Raw genomic sequence first — 22419 nt, forward strand, 5'->3', positions numbered from 1 at the left:
GACCCTCAATCACGCGTCGGCGCCGCAGCTACATATTGAAGATCGGAAGGATACTTTGGTCCAAAACGCTGTAATCCTTGCTGCTGGTTTTGGCAGTCGATTGGCAAGCCGCAGCGATTCCAAACCGCTTGCGACGATCAAAGGCATGACGTTGATCGAGATATCGGTGCGGCAAGCTATTGCTGCGGGTGTGCAGAACATTGTCGTTGTGACCGGCCACAAAGCCGATGAGGTCGAAGCAGAATTGGTCCGATTGTCGTCGGCGATGGATTGCGCCATCACTCCAAGGCGCATTGACGATTGGACAAAACCCAATGGCTGGTCCGTTATCGCCGGTGCGTCGGGTCTAGCCGGACCATTTTTGTTGATGATGGCCGATCATATTTTTGGCGACGGCGTTCTGGATCGCCTCGCCATGCAAAGTTTAACCGATGAAGACGCAATCTTGGCCACCGATCGGATCGACAACCCTCTGGTCGATCCCGATGACGCCACATGGGTCGCACTCAAAAAGCCCACACCCACATGCGGTGGACGCATCAACAAGATTGGCAAAGATATCGCCGCCTATGATGTCGTCGATTGCGGTGCGTTTTTGGCCAATGCAAATTTACCGCGAGCGATCGAAAGCGCGATTGATCTGGGGAAACCGGGAAGTCTGTCCGATGGAATTCAGGCATTGGCCGATCTTGGTCGCGCCGCAACGATCGACATAGATGGCGGATGGTGGGTCGATGTGGACGATCCGCGCGCGCACGATTTAGCCGATGCTCACATTGCGGATCATCTGGCGATCTTCGCCCCTGGTCTGACCCCAGCGGCAAAGGATGATCGTGCCGCATAGAGATCGCCCGATTCTGTTGGATGTAACCCGGCTTGTGTCGCGCAGTTGGACGGGACGGCGATCAACCGGGATTGATCGCGTGTGCTACGCCTATCTGCGGCATTTCCGGAAAGACGCACGAGCGGTGGTGCAATATCGAGGAATCGTGCGCGTTCTGGATGCGCGACGTTCGGAAGAATTGTTCGATTTGCTCTTGGCTCCTGCGCGCGGGTTTAGAGCGAAAATCGGGAAATGGGCACCATCCGCGCTGCTGTTTTCTGGAATTTCTGATGATTTTCGTGGCTTGAATTATATAAATGTCAGCCACACCGATTTCGATCTAACGCCGCACACCGATTGGGTCACACGCAATGGTTTGCGCTCTTTCTATTTTATCCATGACCTTATCCCTATCCGGCATCCAAACCTTTCACGGCCGCATGCAGTCGCACGGCATACGGGGCGGGTTCGCGCTGCGCTTTGCCATGCGAACACTATCATCGTCGGATCAGAGATCGTCGCAGAAGATTTGCGAGCTTTCGCGTCAGAGGAAGCATTGCCGACGCCAACAATTGTGGTTTCGAACATCGCAGGGGAGCGTTTGAGGACCGATCCTACGCACCCTTCACCATCCGGCGTTGTGCCAACCGCGCCATACTTCATCTGCGTTGGAACAATTGAGCCTCGCAAGAACCATCAATTGCTGTTCGATGTTTGGGGTCGCCTTGCCTCGCAATTGGGTGATCAAACGCCTCGATTGATGGTGATCGGTCAGAAAGGGCCGATGACCCGCGATATTCTCGCGCAGGCTTCCGCCTCAGAGCACATCAAATTGCTCCATTCTTGTTCGGACGCCCAATTGTCCGCCTTGATCAGGAATTCCGTCGGATTGTTAATGCCCAGCCTGGCCGAAGGGTTTGGTTTGCCGGTGGACGAAGCGTTGGCCGCAGGAACATCCGTTATCGCCAGCGACATTCCGATTTTTCGAGAAATCGGCCAAGGTATTCCCACTTTGATCGACCCCGAAGACCGCGCGGCATGGGGCCGTACGATCATGGCGTTCACAGACGTTTCGATTGCGACGGAAACCGCTCGGACAAAGCGATCTCTACATTACCGGGCACCGACCTGGGATGCGCATTTTGATGCGGTTGAGCACTGCCTCTCTTTGCCCGTTCAACAACCACCATCCTCGGCCGCAACCTTGAAAAAGAGCGCCGCATGTGAAAGCAGCCTAGCGGCATGATAGAACGGTTAAAAACACTCAACGTATTGTCGATCGTCACTGTGATTGTGCCGACCGTCTTGGCGGTGCTGTATTATGGTCTGTTTGCGCAGGACATCTACATCTCGGAATCGCGCATCATTGTGCGCAATCCCGCCCAGTCGACGCCGTCGCCGTTGAATTTGGCGCTGGACCAAACTGGGTTTGGCGCCGTCAATGATGGCAACAATTCCGTAGTCGCCTACCTGCAATCACGCCAAGCAATTGAACAAGGCAACGCCGATGGGTTGATTGTTGATGCCTACAGCGATGAGGGGATTTTTTGGTTCGACCGTTTCGGCAGTTGGGGTGCGGACAGCAACGAAGAATTCTACCGGTATTTTTCAAACAAGCTCGACGTGGACGAAGGGGCCACAACGCAGGTCCTGACCATAACCGTCCGAGCGTTCGACCCCGAACAAGCGCGCACAATCAACCAGCGTCTGGTTCAACAATCAGAGGAATTGGTGAACAGCCTCTCTGGCAGAGCCCAATCTGATCTTATCGAAATTGCTGAAGGCGAAGTTGAGGAAGCCGCTGAGGTCGCCAGATTGGCTGCACTGGAGCTTGCGCAATTCAGAGATGCTAGCGGGATCGTCGACCCGGTGCAGCAATCCGAAGTCGGCCTGCAAATGATCTCAAAACTGCAAGACGAATTGATCGGCGCGCAAACCCGTCTGCGTCAATTGCAGACCTACACGCCGCAAGCATCGCAAATTCCGTTCCTGCAAACACAAGTGCGCGAACTGCAGGGTCAGATCACGCGTGCGCGCAGCGAATTGACCGGCGGACGGGAATCGCTGTCGACCGCTCTTGCCCAATATCAAGAGCTTGAAGTGAAACTCCAATTTGCTGAGGCTCAATTGGCGGCGACGCGGGCGGGTTTGCAGGAAGCAAAAGCCGAAGCCCGCCGCAAACAAGCCTATCTTGAAGAAATTTCGGCACCCAGCCTGCCCGATTACGCCGTTGAACCGCGCCGAATCCGAAGCATCATTGCGACTTTTGTCTTGGGCTTACTCGCATGGGGCGTCTTGTACATGTTGGCGATTGGAGTGCGCGAGCACAGCGATTGATGGCATCTCAGGCGATCCCCGGTTCAAGCTTTGCGCATTCCATGCGGGTGCAGTTGCGCGTGATTGGGGCGTTGTTGCGGCGTGAAATGCTGACTCGGTATGGGCGGCACAATATCGGCTTCATGTGGTTGTTTGTGGAACCAATGATGTTCACTGTGGGCGTGACCATTTTATGGACCGCGACAAAATCATTCCACGGCAGCGATCTGCCCATCGTTGCCTTTGCGCTAACGGGGTATTCCAGTGTCCTTTTGTGGCGCAATATGCCGGGCCGTTGCATCGGCGCGCTTCAGGCGAATTTGCCGTTGATGTATCATCGCAATATCAAAGTCGCCGACATCTATGCCGCGCGGCTATTGCTTGAATTCGGTGGGGCAACAATATCCTTCGTAGCGTTGTCGATTGTGTTCATTGCCACCGAATGGATGTCCGCGCCGGACGATTTTCTTAAGGTTGTCGGGGGGTGGTTACTGATCGCTTGGTTTGGCGCGGCGTTGGCCATTGGGCTCGGCGCTCTGTCGTACCTGAACGATCTGGTCGACAAACTCTGGCACCCCTTTTCCTATTTGCTTTTTCCCCTTTCGGGTGCAGCGTTCCTAGTTGCGGCATTGCCGGTTTTTGCGCAGGAAATCGTCTTATGGATTCCCATCGTCCATGGCGTTGAATTGGTGAGAGAGGGATTTTTCGGCACTAAAGCTCGGGCAATCTATGACCTTGGCTATCTGATTCCATTCAACCTTGTGTTGAGCGTGGTATCGTTGATCACGGTGCGCTACGTCTCGCGGCGGGTGGTGCCAGAGTGATGCAATCCGGTCAGATTCAAGTGCGCGATTTGCGCAAGACCTATCGCACGAACTTTGGTCAAAACGTCGTATTGGATGGCGTGAACTTCGATTTGGCCATGGGCGAACGGTTGGGAATACTGGGTCGGAACGGGGCCGGTAAATCCACGATGATCCGCCTGATTAGCGGCGCCGAACGTCAAACGTCTGGCACGGTTGAAACGACAATGTCTGTGTCTTGGCCGCTTGCTTTTGGCGGCGCTTTTCAACCCAATCTCACTGGCCTCGATAACATTCGTTTTATAAGTCGGATTTACAATCAGGACATCGAGTCAAACCTCGCCTTTGTTGAGGAATTTGCCGAACTCGGCCCGTATTTGGCCGAAGAGGTTCGCACTTATTCTTCGGGAATGCGGGCGCGTTTGGCCTTTGCCATTTCGATGATTATTGAATTTGATTGTTTCTTGATCGATGAAATTGGCGCGGTTGGTGACGCGCGTTTTCATGACCGCTGCAATCAAGAATTGTTTCGCAAACGGTCCGATAGAGCGATGATCATCATCTCGCATGACGCCTCTTATATTCGCGATCATTGCACGCGATTTGCGGTGTTGCATGGCGGCAAGTTAGAATTGTTTGCCGAGTTTGATGATGCCTATTCGGACTTTCGGACCAAAATCGGCTTGGAAGCGATCGAGCGTCCCAGCTTGGTTGAATATCCCAGCAATCGCCGCGAGTTGATTGAAACAACGCACACTGTCGCAGTTTTGGACGATGTGTTTCGCGCTGCGGTTCAGGCCGCCGATTGGAACCGTGACGATGGCCAATGGGCCGAAGCAGAGGCAGGGTACAAAAGCGCGCTGGAGCTCTATCCCTATCAACGATCATACTGGGTCCAAGCGGCGCACGCGGCCAAGGAAGCGGGCGAAGACACCCGCGCCGAAATCGGATACCGTACCGCCATAGCATTGGGTGAAACATACGCCGATGTGCGGGAACATTTCGAATTTGTGTTGGCAAGGCAAGGGCTCAACGCCGGTGATCTCCCTCCGCATATTTACTCCGGAACGGACGCCCACAACGCGGCTCCCGCTGCTCCGGATATTTCCACGTTCGCGCGCGCAGCATGGTCCTCAGATGAAGTGGACGATGACACTGTGCTGGACCTGTTGCGACATCACTCAACATGCGATTCCGCTCTCGCTGCGATGATCCGTGATGATCGGTTCGACGCCGCCCGAACGCTCACTTCGGCGGGTAATCATAAATTCACCTGCAGCCCCGGCGACGATCAAGCGGTTGAACAATGGATCGCAAATCTCATTGCGATTGCCAGTCCTGGCCTCAATCAACGCGATCGACAGGCTTTGGCCCAATCGCCTGCAATGCAATCCGATCCATGGTCTTGTGTGATCGCGGCCGGCGGGTTTGCCAACTGGCGTTCGGTGGGATCTGTGTTGGAGCAAGCGGCATGACATTCACCCCACACACAAAAGGCGTTTTATCTTGTCCAGGATCCTAATCGATGGATACAATCTCGGCCTTGAGAAAGGGACAGGGGTGGCAACCTATGCCCGCAATCTCAGCTACGAGATCGGCAATCTGGGCCACCATGTAGATGTGGTCTACGGCAACCGGGCCAGCGTCACACGCGACGAATTGCTGCGCGAGATTTACTTCTTCGATTCCGCCGAAGATGAGAAGATCAAACTGCTCGAAATCATCGAACAGGTCCGTCAGGCGATCCAAGGCCCCTTCACCTTTCGCGCCCGCGAAGTGCCCATTTCTGGCCGCGTGATAACCCGGACATTTCAATCAAAACTTCCGTATTATGATAGGCTCTACAACGCGCCTGACCTTTTCATGCGGGCGCAAAGCGCGTTCAAGTTATGGAAGAGGCCATCTCAAGTCAGGATGCCGCAGAAACCGGATCTCGCGCATTGGACATATCCGATCCCGTTGCGGGTGAAGAAGCGCCCCAACATCTACACATTGCACGATGTCGTCCCGCTTCGTCTTCCTTACACAACACTGGATCACAAACGTCGATATCTGCGTTTGCTCCAACAACTGGACAAGACCGCAGATCATTTCGTGACCGTGTCGGAAAATTCGAAGCGCGATCTGGTTGATCTTGTGGGCATATCGCCGGACCGGATCACCAACACATATCAATCGGTTAGCATCCCCGCAAAGTACCGCGACAAACCAGAAGACCAGGTTGCGCGCGAGGTCGAAGGGCTGACCGGGTTCGATTACAAAGGGTATTTCCTGTTCTGGGGATCGCTGGAACCCAAGAAGAATATCGGTCGATTGATTGAGGCTTATTTGTCATCAAAGGTTGAAACGCCATTGGTCATAGTCGGGGCGCAGGCTTGGAAAGCGGAGCAAGAGCTTAAGCTTTTAGGAGAGACCGACACTGTCTATGCCAGCCTCGAAAGGCGGCGGGGCGCGCGGAAGCGTGTGATCCAGTTGCCCTATGCCCCCTTCCCTTTGTTAGTCAGTTTGATCCGAGGGGCGCGCGCCGCGATGTTCCCGTCGCTGTATGAAGGGTTTGGATTGCCAGCCCTCGAGGCAATGCTGCTTGGCACGCCGGTGATTTGTTCAAACACGTCTTCATTACCCGAAGTCGCCGGAGATGCGGCCGTCATGGTGGACCCGTATGACACACAGGCTATCACACAAGCGATACGCGCGATTGATGCCGATGCCGATATGCGGGCCGATTTTGTTGCACGCGGCAAAGAACGTGCAACCCTATTCAGCCCCGAAATCTATCGAGAGAAATTGAGAGATGTCTATGATCGACATCTTTGATCAGGATTATGCAGGAGAAATCGCATGCGCCGCTTTAACCCAGCCATGATCCTTGGAAAGCGCGCTGGTGCCGTGTGCAAGACTGCTTTTGCCGTTGGCTCACTTTTCGTCATCTCTGCATGTTCAAGTTTAGGTGGCGCCGGTCCGTCCACTGGATCCATCCGCGACGCGAGCGAATTGAACTACGCCGACACAGGTATTCAGGTGATCGAACTTGGTCCCAACGTATTGGGCCGATTGAATTCGCACAGCGCTGCCAACAGCTTCGCTGAAGTTTTCGGCGATGTTCCCGTTTCTCCCACCGTCATCGGGGCTGGCGATGAGTTGGACATTTCGATTTGGGAAGCCCCGCCCGCAGTCTTATTCGGCGCGTCTGCACCGGACCAAGGGCTCGGTTCAGCACCAGACCTCGCCAGCAGTGCCGAAATCCCCCAGCAGCAAGTGGGTGAAGACGGCAAAGTCACGGTGCCATTTGTCGGACGGGTATCGGTCGCTGGCCTGAGAACGGACCAGGTCGAAGCGATTATCACTTCACGCCTTTCTGGACGCGCAAACGACCCTCAAGCGCTCGTCCGGTTGGTTCAGAACGAGACCCGCACCGTCACCATTTTGGGCAATGTTCAATCCAGCGGTCGGGTCGTCTTGTCCGCCCGCGGTGAACGATTGTTGGACGCATTGGCAAGCGCAGGTGGAACCCGCGAAGCCATTGAGCAATCCACCATTCAGCTGTCGCGCGGGACTGCAAAAGCGATAATGCCTTTGGAGCAAGTGATTTCCGACCCACGGAACAATGTGGGCTTGCGCGCGGATGACGTCATCACCGTCCAACACAAACCGTTTAGCTTCGTGGCCTTGGGCGCGGTAAGCCAGAATGCCGAAGTCCCCTTTGAAGGGGCCGGAATTAGCCTTGCGGAGGCGCTAGGCCGTGTCGGCGGGCTGAATGACCGTCGCGCCGATATCAAGGGTGTTTTCGTCTTCCGTATGGAAGAACGCGGCGCGATCGATCCGCTACTGGACGAAGCACAACCCACAACCGCGGATGGGCGTGTCCCGGTGGTGTACAATTTGGCCATGAACAACGCTCAAAGCCTGTTCGCAATGCAGGACTTTATGATGCGCGATGGTGATGTGCTCTACATCTCAACCGCACCCGGTGTAGAACTGGAACGTTTTCTAGGGGCCTTGTCGAGCACGGCATTTTCGATCGTGGCAACGGGCAACGCTTTGGACAATCGATGATTATCAACGCAGGGCAGGCGGTCTAAACCTAGATCGCGCCCACATAACCCAATTGCGCTGCTCTAAAGACAGCTTGGGTCCGGTTAACGCATCCCAAGCGCTCAATTGCACATTGCAGGTGATATCGGACCGCGGCGTGGCTTAACGACAAGATCATGCCGGTTTCCCGGTCGGTCTTGCCCTGCGATGCCCATTGCAAACATTGCACTTGGCGCCGCGTCAAATAGCAATTGCTGGGCACTTCTTTCCGCGTATCTTGAACCTGATTGTACGTCTTGAGAAAACGGTGAGCGATAAGCGACAACATTGCCGAATGCTCTTGATACTCAGCGGAAAGATCCGACTTTTGAACATCGGTCGGCAAACAACAAACAAGGCCGGTCTGACCAAAAGCCAAATGCACAGGAATCACCATTAAAGACGACACCTTCGCAGGGTTCGCAAACGCTTTTGAAAGTCCGCGTAGCGCGAGATCGGACCTAATGCTGTTTCCATGAAACCCTTCGCTGTTCATCCAGAACGGTTCGCTTTCATATCGACAAGCAAGTGCGATCGGGGATGCCAAAGCGATCTGCGGTTTATACCACCACCGATCCCCCCGATCATTCCAGCCAAACACGGTTTCATTCAACGAAGCGCGGTCGCAGTCCTCCGGTCCGTTCTTGGACGAAAGATCGTGCCAGACGGCAAATTGGAAACCGAGCCTAGCTGCAATAGCAGCGAAGCATTGCGCCGCTCCGAAGATAGATTCAGGTCCCCGGATTGACACATTGTCGAGGGTGTCAATCAGGGTTGATGGAGTTGAGGGGATTTCCATTTGCAAACCTGTTACGACCTTGCCGGACTAAGGCGGTCACGCCGGGTAAAACTCAATCCGATCGGATCAGAGGGCAAAGCCCGTTTGTGACGATCATTGTTTCTCACCATCATCAATTCAGATCCCCAAGGTTCGCCTCATGACCGTTAGCCAAAGGTCCATTTTCCAGGCCGATTACAGGCTCTGATGGCGCGGGTAGCAGACATATATCGGCGTTGACTAGGGTCGTGTTGGGTACAGCCCAAACCAAGATAGTTTCATGGTATCACCGTTTATGACGGTTAAGCGCGAATGGGCGCGGCATAGCCGCGCCCAAACGATGGTATAATGATCGCTGATTAAAGCGAATGTCCGTCGGTCACATCATCGACCAGTTCACGCTCAATAGAACGCTCAAACAATTTCTGATCGTGGTCTGGGTTATCGTTGGCAAAAGGGCATTGCCCTGCTGATTGCGCATCATGTCGTGACCCGCCCAAGCTGACGCTCAGTTCCAGCATGCCATGCCGTTGTTTCACCGTTGAACACGTCCCGATCCGTCACCGCTCATGAGTTTTTCAACTTCTGGCACTGTGACGCGATTAAAGTCGCCCAAGATGGAGTGTTTGAGACAACTTGCCGCAACAGCAAATTCAAGGCTTTGCTGACGATCTTCATAGGCATTCAGACCGTAGATCAACGCCGATGCAAAACTATCGCCGCCGCCAACACGATCAACAATATCGGTCATTTCATAACGGCGCGAAAGTTTGAAACCACCATCACGCGTGCGCAAACACGCAGACCAACCGTTACGATCAGCGCTAAAGCTTTCGCGCAATGTGATCGCGATTGTGCTCATTTCGGGATAGATATCGAGAACCTTGGCCGACAATGCTTCATATTTCGCAGTGTCCAATTCAGCAGATTCCACGTCGACATCGACTGAGATATCCAACGATTTCTGACAATCTTCTTCGTTCGCAATACCGACATCAACATACTTCACGAGATCGCGCATCACTTCAGGTGCGGTCTTGCCATACTTCCAAAGCTTGCCGCGATAATTGAAATCGCAAGACACGGTCACGCCTGCGGCCTTGGCTGCCTTCACGCATTCCAAGCTTAGATCGGCAGCCGACTGGCTCAATGCCGGGGTAATGCCCGTGATATGCAGCCATTTGGCGCCGTTGAAGATCGACGGCCAATCAAAATCGCCCGGTCCCGCTTCGCAGATTGAAGAACGATCGCGATCATAGACCACTTTCGAAGGGCGTTGATTGGCACCCGTCTCAAGGAAGTAAATCCCGACGCGATCACCGCTGCGACGGATTTGCGCGGTGTCCACGCCAAAGCTGCGCAGCTCACGGATCGCGGCTTCGCCAATGTCGTTATCCGGCAATGCACTAACAAATCCGGCATCTAGGCCGTAATTGCTTAGCGCGACCGCAACGTTTGCTTCGCCACCGCCAAAGGTGGCTTCGAAGGAAGGAGATTGGAAGAAACGTTCATTGCCCGGCGTTTTTAGCCGCAACATGATTTCTCCGAACGATAGAAATTCAGCCATGGGGAGGAGCTTTCAATTCAGCGAGCAGACTTCGCGATCGCGACCGCCTCTTTCGCAAGGTTGGTAATTTGAGAATAGTCACCGCTGGCGACTGCTTCTTTCGGTGTGAGCCAGCTGCCCCCGCAGGCGAGAACGCTGGGAAGACTCAGAAATTCGGAAAGGTTGCCTGCCGACACTCCGCCGGTTGGCATGAAACGCATTTCACGAAAGACCGAGCTAAAGGCTTTCAACATTGGTACTCCACCGGCGAGGCTTGCTGGAAAGAACTTCACTTCCCGCAGCCCGAGCGCATAGGCGCGCTGCACCTCTCCGGCGGTCATTGTACCTGGGAAGAAGGGGATACCTTCTTCGATGCAATAGAGCGCAATCTCGTCCACCAATCCGGGTGAGACGATAAATTGTGCGCCGCTCGCAACAACCGATTTGGCCTGATCCAATGTGAGCACCGTTCCAGCGCCCACGATCAATCCTTCGGTCTCTGCAAGGATGGCTTCCATCCCTTTTTGAGCGTCAGAAGACCGCAGTACGACTTCGATCACACTCAACCCACCGTCGGCCAGTGCCTGCGCGGTTTTCACAGCGCGGGCCGCATCGTTTTCACCGATAAGCGGCACCACAGGAGCCGCAGCCAAACGGTGGGACAGTTCTTTGCTCATTGCTTTTCTTCCGATTGCTGCGGCTTAGGAAAAAGCCAAGCCGCCGTTGATGTCTAGATTCGCACCGTTGATAAACGATGCTTCATCAGACGCCAGATAGGCGACCGCATCAGCGGTTTCTTCTGCACGGCCTTGGCGGCGAAGCGGGGTGGAATTTGCCACATTCTCTCGCGCCGCATCCGGCGTGAATTTGTCGTGGAACGTGGTTGCAATCATGCCAGGGCACAAGGCGTTGACGCGAATGCCTTTCGGGCCAAGCTCTTTCGCCAACCCGCGAGTCATTGTCATCACCGCGCCTTTTGATGTGGCGTATGCGATCGCACCGCCACCGCCGCCATCGCGTCCGGCGAGCGACGCGAGATTAACAATTGAACCACCTTCGGACATAAGCGGAGCCGCCGCCTTACAAGCAAGGAAGGTCGACGTCGTATTGAGCTGCATCACAAAGTTGAAGAACTCTTCGTCCATTTCTTCCAATGTTTTGCGCGCGACCAATCCGCCAGCATTGTTGACCAAGATATCAATCTTGTCGCCAAACGCTTCACGCGATGCCGCAATAAGCGCATCAACATCGGCGGCTTTCGTGACGTCCGCCTTAACCGCAACGCCTTTGCCGCCGGCTGCTTCAATCGCAGCAACCGTTGCATCGGCATCGGCTTGATTGGAATTGTAGTTCACAACCACACTTGCCCCTTCAGAGGCGAGCTTAACGCAAACTGCTCGACCAATATCGCGGCTGCCACCGGTCACAACTGCCACTTTGCCAGAAAATTTCATGTTTCGCATTCCCAAGTATTAGATGTTTCAAAGCGCCTGAAATCAGGCTGTTTTTGGTTTCAAAGGTTTGATTTCGCCGCACAGGAGCCACACGCTGGCGATGGCCGTCAAAGCGAGGCCCGCGCCAAGGACGAAGACTGAATAATAATTCGCCCCTGCGGTCATGATTGGCACCAGATAGGTGAGTGCAGCAGCGCTGAGCTTGGCTGCCATGCCGGCGATGCCCGAAAGCGTGCCGACTGTTTTCTTGCTGTACAGATCGCTGGGCAAAGTTTGCACGTTGCCGATTGCGGTTTGGAAACCGAACAGGATCGTGAACATCAACCACAATGCGGTCCAAGGCTCTGACGCAGCCGACAGCGCTAGAAGCGCAGGAAGCATGATCAAGCAGCCAAGAGTGATGGTGAATTTGCGCGTGCTGTTCACTGTCCAGCCCGCTTTCAAACGGTTCTGCGCAAGCAATCCACCAAACCACGCACCCAACATCGCACCAACGAAAGGCAACCACCCTGATGCGGCCACTTCTTTAACGTTGAAGCCGTGGACTTCGACCAAATAAGTCGGGATCCAGACAATGAAGAGCCACCAGATCGGATCGATCGCCGCCGACGCGATGATCACGCCCCAGCTTTCTTTCCGTTTGAGCAATTCACCCGTGGTTGGATTGTAGCCATCGTCATCGGAAGAACTGTCGGCGTCATCCGACGTCTTTTGTCCAGTCAGGATGTACTCACGCTCATCATCGGTCAGCCAATCGTGACTTTCTGGTGGAGCCTTTACAATGAACCACCATGGCAAAAGCCACAGCAGGCCGATGACACCAACGAGCACAAAGATAAGTTTCCAATCAAGGAAGACCGCCATGTAACCGATCAGTGGGATCGAAATGATACCGCCGATTGCCGCACCGGAATTGAAGATACCTTGCGCCAACGCACGTTCTTTTGTCGGGAACCATTCGGCGTTCGCTTTTGTCGCGCCGGGCCAGTTGCCGGCCTCTGCCACACCCAAGATTGCGCGGAAGAAGCTGAAACTTACGACGCCTTTTGCAAGAGCGTGCGCTGCGGTCGCGATCGACCACACGCCGATCGAAAGAACAAACCCCAATCTCGTTCCGACCCAGTCAAAGATCTTTCCGAAGATCGCCTGACCGGCGGCGTAGGCGAAAATGAAGACCGTGCTGATCACGCCCAAGATGTATTTGTGTCCATCCGCATCCATATCCGGAAACAGTTCCGGCGCGATGTTTTCGGGCCACAACACATTGATGGTTTGCCGGTCGATATAATTGATGATTGTCGCAAGCGCGACGAGTCCAACAACCCACCAACGAAGTCCCTGCATTTTCATGTTCAGTTCCCCTCACCCAAAAAGTCTTCTCTGACTGGGCTAAATGTATCGAGCAAAACGCCCGCCTCTAAGCACACTGCACCGTGATCCAAATTTGGTGCGATGTAGAAGCTATCTCCCGCGCCTAGGACGCGCTTTTCGCCGTCCACAAACGCTTCAAACTTGCCGCTTTCGACATAGGTTGATTGGCTGTGTGGATGGGAATGAACATCCCCCACTGAGCCTTTATCGAACCACACTCTGACGATCATGATTTCCGGACCATAACCCAGGATTTGGCGGCTAATGCCTCCGCCCAAATCCTCTTTGGGCGTATCCTTCGCAATCACGAAAGTCGGGCTCGCCGCGCTCATCAATGTCGCCATTTTTTAGTTCTCCCCTCCGGTGAGTTGAACAACAGACGCGAACCCAGTCCAATCAATTTCGTCGCGACCAAGGATCGCGTTGTATGACTGTTCTGGATCGGGATTGTGCGACACTGCGATCGCGTAACGCTGCCCTGATTTCAGGGTCAGAATAATGATATCTTTGCCGTTCACTCGTTCGTGAGTGAAACTGTCGACCAAACTGCGGCTATCGAGCGTCTGTTCCGCTGCGCCGTCATAGCTGCCATGGGCTTCTAATAGGCTGGCGAAGGTCGCATCACCTTCGCGTTGCGCGCGCAGCATAAGAAGCGGTTCGCGCCGCAGGTTGAACTCTGGATCGTTCGCCCCGCTTTCACCAAGGACCGCCACCAATGGGCCATTTCCAGCAAAGCGGTATGTGTAGAACCGGCCATCCAAAATCCACGTTAGCGCACCCTGCCCATCTTCGATTGCGCCCTGCGCATCGACCCAGATGTGCTGATACCCATTGTCCGCACCCAAGACAGGACGTTCGGCCACATTGCCTTGCGCAGCGAAGTCGAATTCCATGATGTGACCGGAATAATGGAGCGGCAAATCGTATTGATGCGCCCCATCACTTGTCGCACGAACGAGATCGAAGACTAGAGGCGCTTCCAATCCCTCAATTTCCGCCATAATCAGCGTGCGCCGAATGGAAACACCGGGATAGGCATTCTCGATCTCGGCGCTGGAAACCTGAAGGCCCGGCGTGTCGGCAAAATACAATTGCTTTGGCCAGTTTGCGTTGGCGACATTCACATCGCCATCGAAATGACTGCTTTCATCAACGACCAACGTGTTGTGAGCGACCGACGACTTCGCCCACGTTGTATTCTCCGGCAAATAACGACCACCGCGCTTTGCCTCTATATTGAGGAACCGCGCTGCGCCATAATCGCGCACAATCTCATTGCCGTTGTCGTAAAGCTGCCATGCCAATTTATCAAAATGGCCGTGGCCCATCCCCTGCGATGTATTCTTCGCGATGAGCACCGTCGAGGGCTCGCCCTCTGCGTTCGCCTCACCTTGGCGCAAGACTGCAACAGCGCCTTGGTCACCGTCGGGACCGTCGGTCAACAACAGCGATTGAAACGCAAATGGCTCAGCGCGATCTGCAGCAAGATCGCTAGCGACGCGCATGCCATTGTCGGTGAGTACGGTGCGCCCTTGAAAGTCGGCGACGGACAAGAGCGACGGATCGCCTGTCTGAGCGTAAGCAATTGCGATCCCATCATACAGTTCGGCAGTGCGCAGGCTTTTGTCGCGGATCGCATCGTTGAATGGGAAGAAGTAACCCCGGTAGCTCAATTGCACCGTGGTCCTTAGCGCCTTTAGCAATATACCATCGCGGTGCTGAAAAATCTGACGCTCGGGCTCATTTCGCTCAATCGCATCAGCGAATACCAAGAACGGCAACAGGGCAAACCGCTGATAATACGGCCCTTCGGTGTAATAACCATCGGGTGAAAACAGCAATTCTGTTTGGCGAAGAAAGCCCGCCTCGCCGCTTTTGTTGGACCCCAAAAGGGCCCGATCAACCATGTCATCATCGCCAAGCAGATAGCCGGTCATGCCGACGCCGGCGGTGGCCCATGTGGCGTGATTGTGAATGCGATCAAACGTGTTGGCCGATTCCACAGAGAGAAAATGCACCGCCGGGCGGAACACATTGTCATCAATGCTCTGCCGTTCCTGCGGGCTCAGTGTGTCGCGAATATCGCCGTATCCTTGCACGGCATGCACAAGCCACATGGCATCGTTTAAAACCTGCCAGAAAATCCGGCCCGAATATTGATCGTGCCGCTCAGGGTGATCGCCCAATGTTGGGTACAATTCCGCATATTCGAGCAACATATCGCGGACGTAATCGCGATAACGATCGTCCCCTGTGATCCGATAGATCTGACCGCCCAGATAGATCGCCCTAAAATTCCGCTTGTGCTGCTCGTGCGTGTAACCGCCGCCCGGGTCTTTAGGCACGGGGACAACGACACCATCGGCCATCATTCCATCGACGAAATCGCGCGCGCGATCCAATTCCGCAGCATAAAGCGGCGGAATTGCGGCCGCTTCTTCAACTGTCTCGCTGTGCGCGTATGCCAATGAGGGCTGCACACCAAAGGCCAACGCACTGGCGGCGAACAGGAGAGCCGAGCGCCTCATTCCGCGTCCTCCTCTGCAAACACATTGCCAGAAACATCGGCTCGGTGCGGGCCGTCGAAATTCAATTCCTCCAAGACGAGTTCACCCGTCTCTGCAAATTGATTGCCCGTCACTGCGGTGATTGGCGTTCCAACAGTATGAACGATGCGGAACGGCGCAGAACCAGCAACTTGATTGCCCGTCACATTTGCGATCTGCACACCATGCAGATTTAGCGACGCGCCAGTACCATTGGTCGGGGCCAAACCGGACCCGGCGATCTGATTGTTGGCAAAAGCGACGAACGGCCCAAATGTGCTTTCGTCACGCCCACCACGATAGATATCGGCAATCGGACCACCAACATTGGCGAATGTGTTGCCCGTAACATCAAGATATTCGACGTTGTACTGACCGTAATCCTCAGTTTCTGCGGCGGCAGAAACAATCGCGCCGGTAATGTCGGCAAATTGACTGTTGCGGATTGTCACTGCATCGGCGAGCGCGCTTTTGCCCAACGTCAGAACATTAAAGCTCTTATTTACGACCAGACCGCGAACCGTAACCCCATCCATTTCGACCGTTAGGTTCGATTTGATCGGGAATGTCGTCGTTCGGATCATAGAATTGCCGACAGAATCCGGCGCGAGAGCTCCGTCAATTGTGACGCCGTCCAACCTAAGATTGCCGCCTTCGCGCAGTTCGAACAAGGATGGGCGCGTGAAGAAGACAACCGCCGCCTCACCCGCGTCATTTGGAGCTGTCGCAATTGTCACGGCAGCATCCAAAGGAATGGTCCGCTCAACCACATACTCACCAGGCGCAAGTTGGATTACGTCACCATCTTTGGCCACCAAGACCGCGTTGACCAAGGCGTCTTCGCCTGGTGCGATCGCGATCGTTTCTCCGGACGCTCCGAACAAAACATCATCGCCCGGCTTTGGATACCAAGAGGCGCCGACTTGATCGAGAGTTACCGGGCTCAAATCCCGCGGCGCACCCAACGCAGCGAACTTGGGATCAACCGGATACAGCAAGCCATTCTCCGCACGCTCCATTGCGATTGAGCGCCGATCAAATGACGCAAGTTCATCCGCCACGCCGCCTTCGACAACTACGTTGCCGTCGAAAGCAATTCCGGAGACGTCATCATAAACTTCTAGGAACGATTGCCCCTCAATCCCGCCGAGCAAATTGCCTGCAAATGTGCTGTCGCTCGGCGCAGCGGAGCGCTCATCATCGGCCCCCACATTGAAACCGACACGTCGACTATCAAGGATGGTGTTTCCTTCGATCGTAGCGCCGGCGACTTCGACATATCGATTGACCGGTGAATTGGGCACACCATTCATAATGGCAAGCGCGCTGGAAAACGCCTCTCCGCGAAGCCCTTCCATGTAATTGTCGCGCACCGTTTGACCGCGATTGATGACACGAATCCCGCCGGTGTAATCCTTGCCCCCGCCCAAAAAGACATTGCGTTCAACAACGGCGTCATCTCCATGACGCAGGGTCAAGGTCCCGCGTGAGCGGAGGAAAACATTGCCCCGAAAGACATTGCCGCCCGACTTTGAAGAGATGATCTCAACCTCACCATCGGTTCGGTCGAAAATGTTGTTTTCAACCAAGGTTCCGGATTGATGCATTGAATATCGGCTTGTACCGATGCGCAGCGTTTCGCCACCATTGGACCCAAGCACAGGGCGCGGGCCAAAATAATTGTGATCAATCAAATGGCCGTTATTGCGGCTTTCTTCCTGATCAAGACGCACAGCCAAGGTCACACCCTTATTGGTTTTTCCAACCAAATTGTTGTGATCAAACCGATTGCCACTGCCATAGATCCCGACCCAATAATCGGACTCATAACGATCAGGTTTACTGAAATTGTCGATGACAACTTCGGTCACACGGGAATTGTGTGCGACGTCATCTTTGTTGCGGCGGAATGAGATGACCTCCCCTCGCGGGCTATAACCATCACGGAACACCAAGCCCGACACAAGAATGTGACGACCGCCAATGCGCAAACTGGATTGCCCGGTTAGAAAGACCTGACCGGCATCTTGAGAGGTTACGGTGATCGGAGCATCCTCACGCCCCTCCCCCGTAATCACCATTTCGAAATCGCGCCACTCACCGTTGGTCAAAATGATAACGTCGCCAGCCTCTATCACATCGACAGCGGCAGCGTATTCATCTTGGTTTTGAACAATGTAGTCCTCAGCGAGGACAGGCGTAGCAATATGCCACACACCCAGAGCCACAAGGCAAAGCCTCGCAATCATCCCAACAATCCCCTCTCCAATTTTTATGCGCCAACTATAGGCGTCGATCAAGCGGTGTCAATCAATCTGGCATATTATCGAGGGGAATATTGTAATACCAATGTGGTTAGCCAATTTTGGCTGATGCTGCGAAGCGCTCCCGGCTTTTTGAGGCCTGTACCTGCAATTCTTCCATCGCCATTTTCTCGGTCGCATCCAGCATCGCTTCGATGAGCCGATGGAAATGTTCCCGCATTGCATTGCGTGCGCCGGACGGATCGCGATCGCGCAAGGCAAAGAAAATTGCCTCATGCTCCGCAGTGCGAGAGGCCGCGTCGTGAACACAGACAGCCTCATAGGTTGCCTTAACATTCGGAATGTCTTCACGCATCCGCCACAAGGAACTCACCGTGTGAACCATTGCGGCGTTGTTCGAAGCGGCTGCGATTGTCCGATGAAACTCTTCGTCGGCTTCATTCGCCTCTTCTTCGGAACCGGTCCGCATCTTTTCCACCAATCCGGCAAGGCGCTCAATCGCTTCGTCGGTGATATTATGAGCCGCCAGTGCGGCCGCCTCTGATTCCACCAACAACCGAGCTTCGGTCACTTCAAAAGCACTCGCCGCAGGAAGAGAGGTCCTCTCCTCTGCCTGATTTTCGCTTACATAAACGCCAGATCCGGTCTTGATTTCCAACCGTCCAATCGCTTGCAGAGCAATCTCTGCCTCGCGAATGGTCACGCGGCTAACATTCAACCGCTCTGCCAATTCCCGCTCACCAGGCAAACGCGTACCCGGTGGAAACGCGCCCTCGTCAATAAGACCCGAAATTTGTTCAGCAACGGATTGGAATAGTCGCTTGCCGGTCATGCCCTACCTCTGTGATGCCTCTGGATACTCACCTATCTGTCTGCACCCGTAGATGTTGCGAGATCATATGTCACGCCGCCCCACGAATACGGAATGGGTTGCCATCAGCCCCTCAACTAGATGGCAACCCAAACTGGTCAGAAACGAGCGCGAATGCCGGCGAAGTAGCGAGGCCCATAAACCAGGACTTGGCCTAGATCGTCTGGGGCGCCACGGAAGTCGGTCCGCGGTTCGTTAAACAAGTTCAATCCTTCGAGCGTGAAGCGAACATTGTTGTTCAGCTCGTAGGAAATACGCGCTTCGAATACGCCCACATCGTCAACGTACCGGATACGGCCCGGTGTCGAGACGAACTGTTGGAAGTACTCGCTGCGATATTTGTACACGCCTTGGAAATCGAAATCGCCGATTTCGTAATAGACCTGACCCGAGAACACATGCTCAGAGAAACCAAACAGGTTTGAGGACGGGATCAAGCCAGCGGCCGTGACAGTTGTCGAACCATCCGCATTGACCGTTGAGATCGCGCCCAGCGTGTCGTCTTCGAATTCGAAATCCGAATCTGCGTAGTTGTAGCTGAGCTTAAAGCCGAGACCATCCAACGGTGCCGGCAGATAGCTGAACCGATGCGCTGCGGTGACTTCAACACCGTAAATGGTGCTGGTTTCGTCAGACGTGTTGATCGATGTCGTCAAAAGATCAGCTGCGGCACCACTGATGTTGAATGTTTCGAAAACACCAACAGTTTCAAAGCCGCCGTTGAAGCTCTTGTAATAGGCATTCACCGCCAGAATCGTATCCTCATTCGGATACCATTCGAGGCCAGCATCAAAGTTCCATGACAAGAGCGGCTCAGTAGCCGGGTTACCCGTTGCGGAAACGTTGTTTACGCCGCCGATCAAAGCTTCTTCGGGCGTTGCGAAATCATCGCCGTCGTTCACGTTGATGATACGACCATCGCCAAGGCTGGATGGATCAGGCCGCGAAAGCGCGCGGAACACTGCGAAGCGAGCCTGAAGGTCAGGCTGAAGCTCTGCCACAACATTAAAGCTTGGCAAGAATTCAGTGTACGATGCGCTTGAATTGCGGACCGTCAATGCGCCTGGATCTTCGACCAAGGCAAACCCTGCTTCACCATCGCCATCAACATCATCGACCACAATGCTAAGAGCCGTGCGGAAGCCACGCGAAAGCACGTCAGTGTTCACAACGCGGATACCAACATTACCCCGAATAGGTGTCGATCCCAGCTGACTGTCAAAGTCGGCCTGAACGTAACCTGCCCATGTGCGCTCCGTCACATCGGTGTTCTGAATCGAGTCAAAATCGCCGGTCGGGAAAATCGGCGTGCCATCTTCGTTAAACGACAAACCTGATGGATCTTCGCGCTCAAGCACTTGTGCAACGCAAAGTGCATCGAACGTAGCGAATGTGTTGGTTGTTCCGATGACGTTGCCGTCGGCGTCCACGTTGGTGATCAACGCATTGTCACCAGCAACCGACGAAAGGAAACCACTCTCAGGGAATGACGTCCGGCATTCGGTGTTGGCGAAGAAGAGCGCGCCGGTACCGCCTTGGTCACTGTAAGTGTTTTCAAAACGGCTGGTGCCGTTCGATGCACCCGGCACATCGCGATAGATCAATTCTTGGTAACGCGTTCCGCCCTGAAGCAGAGTAAAGAAACCGTCGGTTTCGTAAGCGAAGTCACCGCGAACGGCCCATACGCTGTTGAAACGATCCTGCTCCAAATCAGCGCGCAGGCGCGGATCATTGGCGAACAAATCGTAATTGTTCACGTCAAAGTTTTGAACAATGAAGTTCAAACCTTCGGAACCGTTTTGGAAAATTTGAACCACGTTTTCGACGCGGTCATCTTGGGTGCTGCCATCGTTTTCGACACTTGGCGTGAAAGCCCCGGTGTTGCCAAAGATGTCTTCATCATCCTCAGTACGGAAACGAATCTGCACAGCTTCTTCGATCCGCTGCGTTTGCGAATACGACGCATCAAGCGAAACCGTTAGGCGATCGACAGGCTGGAAGTCGATCGACAAACCACCGCCGTAATATTCTTCGTCACGCTCAGAATACTCGGTGACTGCTTCAATGCGCTGCTCGCTGGTAAACTGACGCAATGCACCGCTTTCGGTGAAGATCAGATCAAAGCCGTCGATGGAGTTCGGAGCATCTTGCTCATCAATGCGGCGACCTTCTGCGAAGTTCAAATCGTTGCGTTGCTCGGTTGTGGTCCGACGCGAATATTGGAAGTCGGCGTTGATATCGACATCGGGGCTCGGCTGATACTGGATCGCGCCAAAGAACGCATTGCGTTCGTCCGCGGTGCTGTTTTGACGGAACGCATAGCTGTTGCGAGCGATGACGAAAGGAAGCCCGATGCTACCATCGCGCAAACCATCAATTGTGCTTGAGCTGGTGTCGCAGTTGCCATCGTCGAATACACCATCACTGCTTGTGCTAGGATCGACAACGCAGGCGCGAATGGTGTTGGAAACACGCACTTCTTGCTCTGGATTGTTGGAATCGCGACGCTCATAGCCAAGCGAAATGCCTAGCTCACCATCGCCAACACTAAATTGATCGATGAAGCTCAACGATCCGCGATACGCAAAGTCATTGAGGCGTTGATCCGATTCAATGTCGTAATTGTCTGGGTTAACCTCGGCCTTGAACTCGCCCTGCACGCGGCGACGACCATAATCGATCGGACGGACCGTCTCGAGCACGATCTGACCAGCAACACCGCCCTCGATGTAGCTAGCCGCCTGCGTTTTATAGATACCGATCTTCGTGAAAAGCTCGGAAGGGAACTGGCTGAAGTTAACCGAACGATCGCCACTGCCGTTTGTCGCGATGCGGCCGTTGATAACGGTCGAACCAAGGAATGGACCAAGGCCGCGAATCGAAATCTCTGTCGCGCCGCCATTTTCACGGTGCGAGCCCGCACCAGTCAAAGTCTCGAGCGCCTCACCAATAGAGAGAGCCGGCAAATCGCCAATTTCATCGGCCGACAACGCATCAAACACTTCGGTCGAATTGCGCTTTTCATCGATTGAGTTTTGGATGGTCGCCCGGAAACCGGTAACAACAATGTCGCCCTCTTGCGCCTCATCGGCAACGTCAGCCGGAGCCTCTTGAGCAGAAGTATCTCCAGCCTCATCCTGCGCCAAAGCCGGTGTTGCAGCGAAAGCAGTTCCAGCAAGCAATGCAGCGGACAAAGAAACGCGCGAATAGGCGCCGCGACGGGGTGCGCGAAGTGTCATCAATCCCTCCCTCAAGGTATGTTTATGAGCGAAGGGATAAGCGGTTAGGAGCCCGTGTCAACCATTGGTATGCACAATAACAAAGTTTTGGTCAGGCAATTTGCGATTGATGGACACTCCCGCCACCCTGAAAAGCCTCACCGCAATCACAGCAAGAGAGGCGGCCGCGATCCACTTAGGGAGACTCACTCGATCACCTCAGCTGGGGACCGGCATACCAAAATCGCGCCACAAATCCGGGCGAGACGTGATGCAAAATAGCAACGGAACCCTCAAAAACGCGGGCATTGGAGGGGTTTTCAACACTGGGCCAGAAATGCGGATTCCCGGATTC

The 22419-nt window shown here is 54.3% G+C and carries 18 protein-coding genes; 7 read left to right on the forward strand and 11 right to left on the reverse strand.

What is annotated here, in order from left to right:
• The first annotated feature begins 55 nt into the window (after positions 1–55).
• From BQ8290_RS05635 to BQ8290_RS05665, 7 genes are all read left to right on the forward strand, one after another.
• A complete protein-coding gene (locus BQ8290_RS05635) occupies positions 56–844 on the forward strand; it encodes an NTP transferase domain-containing protein (protein ID WP_108788360.1) in 789 nt (262 codons plus the stop codon).
• Entirely contained in the window at positions 834–2069 is a 1236-nt protein-coding gene (locus tag BQ8290_RS05640; protein WP_337661052.1) for a glycosyltransferase family 4 protein, read from the forward strand. The genes BQ8290_RS05635 and BQ8290_RS05640 overlap by 11 nt, the downstream gene beginning before the upstream one ends.
• Positions 2066–3160, forward strand: a complete 1095-nt coding sequence (locus BQ8290_RS05645; protein ID WP_108788364.1) for a hypothetical protein — start codon at positions 2066–2068, stop codon at positions 3158–3160. Before BQ8290_RS05640 ends, BQ8290_RS05645 begins: the two co-directional genes overlap by 4 nt.
• On the forward strand, positions 3160–3963 hold the full coding sequence (locus tag BQ8290_RS05650) for an ABC transporter permease (RefSeq protein ID WP_108788366.1): 804 nt from the start codon (positions 3160–3162) through the stop codon (positions 3961–3963). The genes BQ8290_RS05645 and BQ8290_RS05650 overlap by 1 nt, the downstream gene beginning before the upstream one ends.
• Positions 3963–5417, forward strand: a complete 1455-nt coding sequence (locus tag BQ8290_RS05655; RefSeq protein WP_108788368.1) for an ATP-binding cassette domain-containing protein — start codon at positions 3963–3965, stop codon at positions 5415–5417. The genes BQ8290_RS05650 and BQ8290_RS05655 overlap by 1 nt, the downstream gene beginning before the upstream one ends.
• An 85-nt stretch (positions 5418–5502) precedes the next feature.
• Positions 5503–6759 carry a glycosyltransferase family 4 protein gene (locus BQ8290_RS05660; protein ID WP_443112335.1) on the forward strand — a complete coding sequence of 419 codons (1257 nt, stop codon included), beginning with the start codon at positions 5503–5505 and terminating at the stop codon, positions 6757–6759.
• Between the two features lie 24 nt (positions 6760–6783).
• The gene (locus tag BQ8290_RS05665; protein ID WP_108788370.1) at positions 6784–7998 is read left to right on the forward strand and encodes a polysaccharide biosynthesis/export family protein; all 1215 of its coding nucleotides are present in this window, start codon (positions 6784–6786) and stop codon (positions 7996–7998) included.
• A 28-nt stretch (positions 7999–8026) separates the two neighbouring features.
• Here the strand turns inward: BQ8290_RS05665 and BQ8290_RS15115 are convergent, their stop codons facing one another.
• The 11 genes from BQ8290_RS15115 to BQ8290_RS05715 all read right to left on the reverse strand — a co-directional run bounded on the left by BQ8290_RS15115 (position 8027) and on the right by BQ8290_RS05715 (position 22085).
• Positions 8027–8413 carry a helix-turn-helix domain-containing protein gene (locus tag BQ8290_RS15115; protein WP_337661054.1) on the reverse strand — a complete coding sequence of 129 codons (387 nt, stop codon included), beginning with the start codon at positions 8411–8413 and terminating at the stop codon, positions 8027–8029.
• A 740-nt stretch (positions 8414–9153) separates the two neighbouring features.
• A complete protein-coding gene (locus tag BQ8290_RS15120; protein WP_337661055.1) occupies positions 9154–9315 on the reverse strand; it encodes a hypothetical protein in 162 nt (53 codons plus the stop codon).
• A gap of 14 nt (positions 9316–9329) precedes the next feature.
• Positions 9330–10361 carry a PfkB family carbohydrate kinase gene (locus tag BQ8290_RS05675; protein ID WP_108788374.1) on the reverse strand — a complete coding sequence of 344 codons (1032 nt, stop codon included), beginning with the start codon at positions 10359–10361 and terminating at the stop codon, positions 9330–9332.
• Between the two features lie 17 nt (positions 10362–10378).
• Complete coding sequence (gene eda, locus BQ8290_RS05680) at positions 10379–11017, reverse strand: bifunctional 4-hydroxy-2-oxoglutarate aldolase/2-dehydro-3-deoxy-phosphogluconate aldolase (protein ID WP_108788376.1); 639 nt, start codon at positions 11015–11017, stop codon at positions 10379–10381.
• A gap of 24 nt (positions 11018–11041) precedes the next feature.
• The gene (locus BQ8290_RS05685; RefSeq protein ID WP_108788378.1) at positions 11042–11794 is read right to left on the reverse strand and encodes a glucose 1-dehydrogenase; all 753 of its coding nucleotides are present in this window, start codon (positions 11792–11794) and stop codon (positions 11042–11044) included.
• A 42-nt stretch (positions 11795–11836) separates the two neighbouring features.
• Entirely contained in the window at positions 11837–13144 is a 1308-nt protein-coding gene (locus BQ8290_RS05690; protein WP_108788380.1) for an MFS transporter, read from the reverse strand.
• Between the two features lie 2 nt (positions 13145–13146).
• Positions 13147–13497, reverse strand: a complete 351-nt coding sequence (locus BQ8290_RS05695) for a cupin domain-containing protein (RefSeq protein ID WP_108791985.1) — start codon at positions 13495–13497, stop codon at positions 13147–13149.
• Positions 13498–13512: 15 nt separating this feature from the next.
• Positions 13513–15693: a heparinase II/III domain-containing protein gene (locus BQ8290_RS05700; protein WP_108788382.1), complete on the reverse strand. Its 2181-nt coding sequence runs from the start codon at positions 15691–15693 to the stop codon at positions 13513–13515.
• Complete coding sequence (locus BQ8290_RS05705) at positions 15690–17960, reverse strand: chondroitinase-B domain-containing protein (RefSeq protein WP_108788384.1); 2271 nt, start codon at positions 17958–17960, stop codon at positions 15690–15692. Before BQ8290_RS05705 ends, BQ8290_RS05700 begins: the two co-directional genes overlap by 4 nt.
• A 106-nt stretch (positions 17961–18066) precedes the next feature.
• A complete protein-coding gene (locus BQ8290_RS05710) occupies positions 18067–18807 on the reverse strand; it encodes an FCD domain-containing protein (RefSeq protein ID WP_108788386.1) in 741 nt (246 codons plus the stop codon).
• 137 nt (positions 18808–18944) lie between these two features.
• Positions 18945–22085: a TonB-dependent receptor gene (locus tag BQ8290_RS05715; protein ID WP_108788388.1), complete on the reverse strand. Its 3141-nt coding sequence runs from the start codon at positions 22083–22085 to the stop codon at positions 18945–18947.
• Between the last annotated feature and the right edge of the window lie 334 nt (positions 22086–22419).

Source organism: Erythrobacter sp. Alg231-14, assembly GCF_900149685.1.
Classification (GTDB): Bacteria; Pseudomonadota; Alphaproteobacteria; order Sphingomonadales; family Sphingomonadaceae; genus Erythrobacter.

What these genes read in the sequence shown, in the direction of transcription:
- BQ8290_RS05645 (WP_108788364.1), top strand. Translation starts at nt 2,066, where the DNA reads ATGATAGAACGGTTAAAAACACTCAACGTATTGTCGATCGTCACTGTG.
- BQ8290_RS05650 (WP_108788366.1), top strand. Translation starts at nt 3,160, where the DNA reads ATGGCATCTCAGGCGATCCCCGGTTCAAGCTTTGCGCATTCCATGCGG.
- BQ8290_RS05655 (WP_108788368.1), top strand. Translation starts at nt 3,963, where the DNA reads ATGCAATCCGGTCAGATTCAAGTGCGCGATTTGCGCAAGACCTATCGC.
- BQ8290_RS05665 (WP_108788370.1), top strand. Translation starts at nt 6,784, where the DNA reads ATGCGCCGCTTTAACCCAGCCATGATCCTTGGAAAGCGCGCTGGTGCC.
- BQ8290_RS15115 (WP_337661054.1), bottom strand. Translation starts at nt 8,413, where the DNA reads ATGGTGATTCCTGTGCATTTGGCTTTTGGTCAGACCGGCCTTGTTTGT.
- BQ8290_RS15120 (WP_337661055.1), bottom strand. Translation starts at nt 9,315, where the DNA reads ATGCTGGAACTGAGCGTCAGCTTGGGCGGGTCACGACATGATGCGCAA.
- BQ8290_RS05675 (WP_108788374.1), bottom strand. Translation starts at nt 10,361, where the DNA reads ATGGCTGAATTTCTATCGTTCGGAGAAATCATGTTGCGGCTAAAAACG.
- eda (WP_108788376.1), bottom strand. Translation starts at nt 11,017, where the DNA reads ATGAGCAAAGAACTGTCCCACCGTTTGGCTGCGGCTCCTGTGGTGCCG.
- BQ8290_RS05685 (WP_108788378.1), bottom strand. Translation starts at nt 11,794, where the DNA reads ATGAAATTTTCTGGCAAAGTGGCAGTTGTGACCGGTGGCAGCCGCGAT.
- BQ8290_RS05690 (WP_108788380.1), bottom strand. Translation starts at nt 13,144, where the DNA reads ATGAAAATGCAGGGACTTCGTTGGTGGGTTGTTGGACTCGTCGCGCTT.
- BQ8290_RS05695 (WP_108791985.1), bottom strand. Translation starts at nt 13,497, where the DNA reads ATGAGCGCGGCGAGCCCGACTTTCGTGATTGCGAAGGATACGCCCAAA.
- BQ8290_RS05700 (WP_108788382.1), bottom strand. Translation starts at nt 15,693, where the DNA reads ATGAGGCGCTCGGCTCTCCTGTTCGCCGCCAGTGCGTTGGCCTTTGGT.
- BQ8290_RS05705 (WP_108788384.1), bottom strand. Translation starts at nt 17,960, where the DNA reads ATGATTGCGAGGCTTTGCCTTGTGGCTCTGGGTGTGTGGCATATTGCT.
- BQ8290_RS05710 (WP_108788386.1), bottom strand. Translation starts at nt 18,807, where the DNA reads ATGACCGGCAAGCGACTATTCCAATCCGTTGCTGAACAAATTTCGGGT.
- BQ8290_RS05715 (WP_108788388.1), bottom strand. Translation starts at nt 22,085, where the DNA reads ATGACACTTCGCGCACCCCGTCGCGGCGCCTATTCGCGCGTTTCTTTG.